At 41.0% G+C, this 6731-nt stretch carries 5 protein-coding genes; 3 read left to right on the plus strand and 2 right to left on the minus strand.

What is annotated here, in order from left to right:
* Positions 1–3282 (plus strand): chromosome segregation protein SMC (gene smc, locus IQ264_RS30800; RefSeq protein ID WP_193986225.1); only part of this gene is annotated, 3282 nt, incomplete at its 5' end.
* 61 nt (positions 3283–3343) lie between these two features.
* Positions 3344–4336 (plus strand): PRC-barrel domain-containing protein, encoded by a 993-nt coding sequence (locus tag IQ264_RS30805; RefSeq protein ID WP_193986242.1) that lies wholly within the window; start codon positions 3344–3346, stop codon positions 4334–4336.
* A 242-nt stretch (positions 4337–4578) separates the two neighbouring features.
* Here the strand turns inward: IQ264_RS30805 and IQ264_RS30810 are convergent, their stop codons facing one another.
* On the minus strand, positions 4579–4845 hold the full coding sequence (locus IQ264_RS30810; protein WP_193986244.1) for a ribbon-helix-helix domain-containing protein: 267 nt from the start codon (positions 4843–4845) through the stop codon (positions 4579–4581).
* Positions 4846–5263: 418 nt separating this feature from the next.
* Here IQ264_RS30810 and IQ264_RS30815 point away from each other — a divergent pair, with 418 nt between their 5' ends.
* Positions 5264–5653: a hypothetical protein gene (locus IQ264_RS30815; RefSeq protein WP_193986247.1), complete on the plus strand. Its 390-nt coding sequence runs from the start codon at positions 5264–5266 to the stop codon at positions 5651–5653.
* A gap of 111 nt (positions 5654–5764) precedes the next feature.
* Here the strand turns inward: IQ264_RS30815 and IQ264_RS30820 are convergent, their stop codons facing one another.
* Positions 5765–6346, minus strand: coding sequence for a DUF4126 domain-containing protein (locus IQ264_RS30820; RefSeq protein WP_193986250.1), 582 nt, complete (start codon positions 6344–6346; stop codon positions 5765–5767).
* Positions 6347–6731 lie beyond the last annotated feature (385 nt).

A 6731-nucleotide genomic window follows, 5' to 3' on the forward strand; every position in this document is an offset into this window, starting at 1 on the left:
GTCCCCAATCCCCAGTCCCCAACAGAATGGAGTGTGACGCGGAAGTTGCGGGTGACGAAGCAGGGGAGTTATACCTCGACTTACTTCATGAATGGGGAGTCTTGTACGCTGACCCAGTTGCACGAGCAGTTGAACCGTTTGCGGGTTTACCCGGAAGGTTATAATGTGGTGTTGCAGGGGGATGTGACTAGCATTATTTCGATGAATGCTAAGGAACGTCGGGAAATTATTGATGAGTTGGCGGGTGTTGCTGCTTTTGACCGGAAGATTTCTCAGGCGAAGGAGACTTTAGAATCGGTTAAGGAAAGGGAAGATAGTTGTCGGATTGTGGAAAGGGAGTTGATTTCGCAGCGCGATCGCCTTTCCCAAGATAGAATTAAGGCGGAAAAGTATCAGAAACTCCGCGCCGAACTTCAGGAGAAGGAAAAGTGGGAGGTTGTGTTAGTTTGGCAAACTCTCAGACAACAAGAATGGCAGTTAAGGGAACAGATTGCATTAGGCGATCGCAATTCTATCCAATTAACTGAACAACTGGAAACTCTCAATCAACAAATTCGGGAAGTTAGCGCAGAATTGGAAGAGTTGAATGCTAAAGTTAAGGCTCTTGGGGAAGAGGAACTTTTGGCATTGCAAGCGGTTTTGGCAACTCAAGAAGCTGAGAAACGCCAATTACAATTACGTCAAACGGAATTAACGACGAGTTTTCAAGAAACGGAAAAGCGGTTAAGAGAAACTCGGCAGGAAATTGAGCGACATCAGCAAAATTTAACGCGAATTTCTGAGGAACAGGAAGTTGTTAGAAATGAGTTGATTGGGTTGGTGGCGCTGCGAGATGCGGCACAATTGGCGGTTAATCAGAGTCGGGAAAATGCTAGTGCGATCGCATCTTCCTCAGAAGCTTGGGTACAACAACAAACTTCCCTAAATCGTCAAGTTGAAAATTTATTAGCAATCATCGATCCCCAACGTACAGAACAAGCACAATTAAGGGAACGTTTTACTAACTTAGAACGCCAAGTTGAAGAACAAACCCAACTTTTAGAATCTCTAGCGCCGCAGTTAGAAAGTAAGCATTCTCGTGCGGTTGATTTTGAAAATCAATTACAAGAATCTGGGGAAAAAGTTCAACAGTTAGCGGAAAGATTGTCTTACTCTGAACAAGAGTTGAAGTTGCAACAGGATACACAAAAACGTCTGTCTCAAGAACAGCGAGAAAAGCAACGTCAACTCGATAAATTAGAAGCGCAACAACAAGCGCAACAAGAAGCACAAGGAACTTACGCCACTAAGTTAATTTTACAGTCGGGAATGCCGGGAATTTGTGGTTTAGTCGCTCAACTAGGAAGGGCTTTTCCTGAATATCAATTAGCTTTGGAAACTGCTGCGGGTGCGCGTTTAGGACATTTAGTGGTTGAAGATGACGGCATTGCGTCGGCGGGAATTGAATTATTAAAACAGAAAAAGGCGGGAAGAGTTACCTTTTTACCGTTGAACAAAATCCATGCCCAAAAGGTTACGCCAATTGTGGCATTAAGATATGCTAACGGATTTATAGATTATGCAATTAATCTGATAGAATGTGAACCAAAATATCGAGATATTTTTGGTTACGTTTTTGGGAGTACGATCGTATTTAAAACTCTGAGCGATGCGAGGCAATATATCGGTCAGTATCGCATGGTAACTTTGGATGGGGAATTGTTAGAATCTAGCGGGGCGATGACTGGTGGAAGTGTTAGTCATAATTCTGGTTTACACTTTGGCACAGGTCATTCTACTGAATCGGTAGAAGTCGTAAGTTTGAAGAATAGATTGCATGATATTGAGTTAGTTTTGGAGAGATGCGAACAGAGTATTAGCAAACTGACTCAGGATATTAAACAACTGAGTCAAAATTTAAGTGAAGCGAGACAAGAACGCCGGGAACAGGAGTTACATTTTGAGCAGTTGAAGAGAGAAATTAATGGGTTGAACGAGCAGCGATCGCAACTGAGTTCCCAAATCGCCAAAAACACCTTAGAATTATCTAGCGCCAAATCTCGCTTGCAAACTTTAGAAACTGAATTACCCGCCAACGAAGCTAACTTAGCCCAACTAAGACAAAGTTTAGCCGAGTTAGAACAGTCGCAAATTCACAGCGAATGGCAACAAATGCAAGCAACGATCAAAGTTCAGGAAGCAGAACTAAATCAGCGCGAACAAAATCTACGAAATGCCGAACAAAGATTAAAAGATTTAGAGAATCAAAGTCAACTTTTACAATCAAGAATTGCTGAATCTCAGAAGCGGGTGACGGAATATGAAACTCAAAGAAATCAGCAACAAGAACAGTTAACAACTGTAACTAATCAAGACTTAGAAGTTAATGCTAAAATTGCCGAAACTGGAGCGGCGATGATTCAAGCTGAAGCGAAATTAGGAGAAGAGAAAAAGACAAGAGATGCTAGAGAAAATAAACTGCGTCAATTACAAAAATCTCAACAACAAACCGAATGGGAATTGCAAAAATTGCAAGAAACTCAAACAGCACGTCGGGAAGAATTGACAAATGTAGCAACGCAAAGACAAGCTCAAGAAACGGAATTACCCGAACCTTTGCCAACCGTTCCAGAAAACACGAATTTGGAAGAATTGCAGAAAGAAATGCGGGCTATTCAAAAGCGGTTGCAGGCGATGGAACCCGTGAATATGTTAGCATTGGAAGAGTACGATCGCACGCAAGCTCGTTTAGATGAACTAACGGAAAAACTAACAACTTTAGAAGCAGAACGTACAGAACTATTACTGCGAATTGAAAACTTTACAACCTTGAGATTTCGTGCTTTTAAAGAAGCATTCGACGCAGTAAATGAAAACTTTCAAAAAATCTTTGCCGAACTTTCCGAAGGTGATGGAAGCTTAACATTAGATAACCCAGAAGATCCATTTGCTGGTGGACTTAACTTAGTTGCTCATCCTAAAGGAAAACCCGTACAAAGACTAGCTTCCATGTCAGGGGGAGAAAAATCTTTAACCGCCTTGAGCTTTATTTTCGCCTTACAACGCTACCGCCCCTCACCTTTTTACTCCTTTGATGAAGTTGATATGTTCTTAGATGGAGCAAACGTCGAACGATTAGCTAGAATGATTAGACAACAGGCCAATCAAGCACAGTTTATCGTGGTTAGTCACAAAGGCCCTATGATCAAAGCAGCCGAGAGAGTGATTGGAGTGACTCAAGCAAGGGGAGCTTACACCCAAGTTTTGGGAATTAAGTTGCAAACTGCGACCAAACCTAACTAAACTTTCTTTAACTAAGATTGGTATTGTAAAAGGGTTTTTAACCAGGATTCGGGATAAGTTAATGACATCTGATCAGATTCGCCTTCGCTCAGAAATTTTGGGTACACAAGTAATTACCCGCGACACGGGTAAACGCTTGGGAGTAGTTAGTCAACTTTGGGTAGATATCGATCGCCGAGAGATAGTCGCGCTCACTTTACGAGATAATATTCTTGGGATCGGTGGTGTACCCAGAAGTATGCTCTTAGAACGCATCCGTCAAATTGGCGACGTTATTTTGGTAGATGATGATAGCGTCTTAGAAGATGATGTAGATGTAGAAGCATATAGTAATCTAGTCAACTGTGAAGTAATTACAGAAACAGGCGAGCCTTTGGGTAGGGTAAGAGGCTTTAAGTTTGATATTGAAGATGGTAAACTGACTTCTTTAGTTATTGCTGCTGTAGGTTTACCACAAATTCCCGATCGTATTGCGGGTTTTGAGACAATTAGTACTTATGAATTGCCAATTGAAGAAATTGTCAGCAGTGGCCCCAATCGGTTAATCGTATTTGAAGGTTCCGAAGAAAGACTGGTACAATTAACCGTTGGAGTAATGGAACGCCTGGGTATTGGCAGAGCACCTTGGGAACGGGAAGAAGACGAGTTTGCGCCACCTGTAGCTATTAGACCAGAAAATCAATTGCCTAAAGGTGAACCTTTGCGTGCAGCTAACCCCCAACCAGTTCGCGTCAACAAACCTGTTGTGGAACAAGAATGGGATGATGATAACTGGGAAGCAGAACGTCCGCAACCTTTACGCAAAATGGCGCAAGCAGAACCAGTTTACGAGGAAGAGTTAGAAGAAGCAAATTGGAGCGAACCCCCGCAACGGAGTTACGCACAAAAAGCCTACCCGGAACCGGAAGCGCCACGTTATGATAACCGCAAGTACGAGGATGAAGAGGAAGATGTTTGGGCCGATGATGAGTCGCCTAAACCTTACAAAGCTCCCAAGATAAATATTCCTGAGAAGAAGAAAGCGCCGGAATACGAAGAGGAAGAACGGTACTAAAATTTTGGGTTTTTGATAGTAAGCGGTGGCTTCTTAGGGGAGTCGCCGCTTTTGATTTTTGTAGGGTGTGTTAGCGCAGCGTAACGCACCATCCCCAATGATTTTTTTTAACCACAGATATCCACAGATGAACACAGATGAACACAGATGTTCATTTAGATTTTTGGTGGGGTGCAAAAGTCTGTTTTTAGAACGCAGATGAATGCAGATAAACGCAGATGAACGCAGATGTTAATCTAGCTTTATTGTTGTGTCTCACGTAATTTAGTAAGTTTTTGATCTAATCTTTCAAACGCAATTTCTAGCGGTAATTTTTCCCCTCGTTCTAGTTCTGCTAGTCCAATTTCTACTTTTTCACGAGTTTCCTTTAACGACTGTTCGTAACTAATGCTTTGTTCTTCTAATAAGTTTAATGCTGTTGCGATCGCTTCTTCTGCATTAGTAAAAATTCCTCGTTCTATTTGAGATTGGATAAACTGCTCTTGTTCTGGTTTGAGAGTAATATTCATTGCTTCTTGCCCCTTGTGTACTTAAAGTAATGGTAAAACTAAATAAGATTTTCTACAATTTGCGATCGATCTTCTCTCCCCTCTTCCTTCGCGTCCTTTGCGTTCTTTGCGGTTTAATAAAAAAGATCGATCGCATCACCCAAGAAAATGCGATTGTTTACCACTTATCCTAAAGTTTTTTATTTACTACAACACTTGAACTACCAGATCCAATCCTAACAAAACAGCTTCTAATGACTTACATATTCAAACTTTTCTAAAAGATTTAATGATTACTTAACTGGGCAATTCCAAATCCAGCAGTTTGGTAATAATAAACACTCTATTACGAAAAATGCCGATCGCTTTTTCCCTCCTCACCTATTCAATAGCCAAAAATGCCGTAAAATTTTGGTATTTATTATCTGAGGGATAACAAATGGAATCTCGTGAATACGAATTTAGTAGTTCCCAGAACGAACTGATCAAAAATCTAGCTGATAAAATGCGCTTTGTCGCCTACTTCCTGATCGTGGTTGGCGTTCTAGGAGCACTAGGCGGTCTGTTATCATTACGAACAGGTGGAGCCAGTAGTATCATCAGTGCGGTTGTTTATATCTTGATCGGCATTTGGACTAACAGCGCTTCTTCAGCTTTCCGACGCATCGTAGAAACTAGCGGAAGTGACATCGAAAACTTGATGGGTGCGCTGGGTGAGTTGAGAAAACTTTACACTCTGCAATACTGGCTGTTAATCATTGCTTTGGTCTTTCTTGCGATCGCTTTAGTGTTTGCTTTGATTTTCGGACTAACTGCTGTAAGCAGATAGCGTATCAAAACATACCAATTCTTATCAGTATTAATAAGTATTTTTTAGGAGACAGAATTCAGAATGCACCATCTTTTACTTCCTGTATTCTGAATTCAAATTCCTTAAGCCTCACTCTGTCGTTGTCACACTTTGCTGTTTTACCCCGCGCATTTGCCAAATTTTAGACACAGCAACCCCCAACAACATCGCCAATAAAATCGCCGTAAATATCGGCAATAAAATTCTTAAAATTGACAAAACAATTGAAGTTGCTGTTTCAAATGTCGCTAAAACCGGATTACCCAAACCGCCAGTTGTAGTAGTAGAAAATAACCGAGTAATATTTGTGATTCCTTCTACAATAGCAGCAGAACCACCACCTGCGATCGCAGCAACACTCCACTGAAGTACCGGATCGAAATGGGTAAACATGGAAGCAGTAATAATTGTACCAGTAGCCACTGCCACTGGTGTTGCTAAAGCATCTAAAAAATGATCTAACCAAGGAATATAATAGGCAGTAACTTCGATTAAAGTAGCAATAGAAAATGCTACCAAAGCCTCATAACTACCAATCCACTCAAACCCAGGTGCAGGTACCCAAACTCCTGTCAAAGCAGCAATACTCATCGCTAAAGGTGGGACAAATACCCGAAAGCCACAAGCAGCACTTAAACTAATTCCTAAACAAATTCCTAACAAAATATCCATATAATTTTCCTCAAAAATTAATTATTAACACCCCTTGCTTAAATTTGGCAAATTTTTGATTTACTCTACATCTAACTGTTGGTGGACTTATATAGTAACAATTATAGTTGGTGATTATATTAGTAGAGATTACTTAGATAGCTGCTAAATCTATGACGACAATCTCTTCCTATTTACTTAATAATTTAGTCCGATAGAAAGAGTAAAGACCGATTCTAAATTGGCTAAGTTCATAGAAATAAACCAACTGAGGATACAATTTATGACTAACCAACCTAATCCTATATTGCCATTCGATCCTAGAGAAGCTGAACCTGGAAGAGGCGCACCTGGTAAACTGCTACGCATTTAAATTGAATATTTAGGCTGATGGGGAGATGGGGGG

The sequence above is a fragment of the [Phormidium] sp. LEGE 05292 genome, from assembly GCF_015207735.1.
Taxonomy (GTDB): Bacteria; Cyanobacteriota; Cyanobacteriia; order Cyanobacteriales; family Aerosakkonemataceae; genus Floridanema.

Excerpts from the sequence above, each read along its gene's own strand:
- IQ264_RS30820 (WP_193986250.1), bottom strand. The coding sequence starts at position 6,346 with ATGGATATTTTGTTAGGAATTTGTTTAGGAATTAGTTTAAGTGCTGCT.
- IQ264_RS30805 (WP_193986242.1), top strand. The coding sequence starts at position 3,344 with ATGACATCTGATCAGATTCGCCTTCGCTCAGAAATTTTGGGTACACAA.
- IQ264_RS30810 (WP_193986244.1), bottom strand. The coding sequence starts at position 4,845 with ATGAATATTACTCTCAAACCAGAACAAGAGCAGTTTATCCAATCTCAA.
- IQ264_RS30815 (WP_193986247.1), top strand. The coding sequence starts at position 5,264 with ATGGAATCTCGTGAATACGAATTTAGTAGTTCCCAGAACGAACTGATC.